The organism is Kitasatospora sp. A2-31 (assembly GCF_022288725.1).
Classification (GTDB): Bacteria; Actinomycetota; Actinomycetes; order Streptomycetales; family Streptomycetaceae; genus Kitasatospora.
Genome location: NZ_JAKNTA010000003.1, coordinates 623,508 through 623,717 on the forward strand (window position 1 = coordinate 623,508; position 210 = coordinate 623,717).

The window sequence follows — 210 nt, forward strand, 5'->3', positions numbered from 1 at the left end:
AAGGGCTGCGATGCCGCGAGGCGGAGCGAATCCCAAAAAGCCGGCCTCAGTTCGGATTGGGGTCTGCAACTCGACCCCATGAAGTTGGAGTTGCTAGTAATCGCAGATCAGCATGCTGCGGTGAATACGTTCCCGGGCCTTGTACACACCGCCCGTCACGTCACGAAAGTCGGTAACACCCGAAGCCGGTGGCCTAACCCGTAAGGGGAG

General features: G+C 59.5%; 1 rRNA gene and 1 other annotated feature (both running past the window's edge). The gene reads left to right on the plus strand.

Annotated features, from left to right (window positions below):
- Window positions 1-210, plus strand: a 16S ribosomal RNA gene (locus MCM47_RS11690) (it extends past both window edges: 703 nt to the left, 104 nt to the right).
- Window positions 1-127, plus strand: a sequence feature (mutual gap in cmsearch alignment for this rRNA model is longer than 100); it begins 371 nt to the left of the window's first position. (Overlaps the previous rRNA gene by 498 nt.)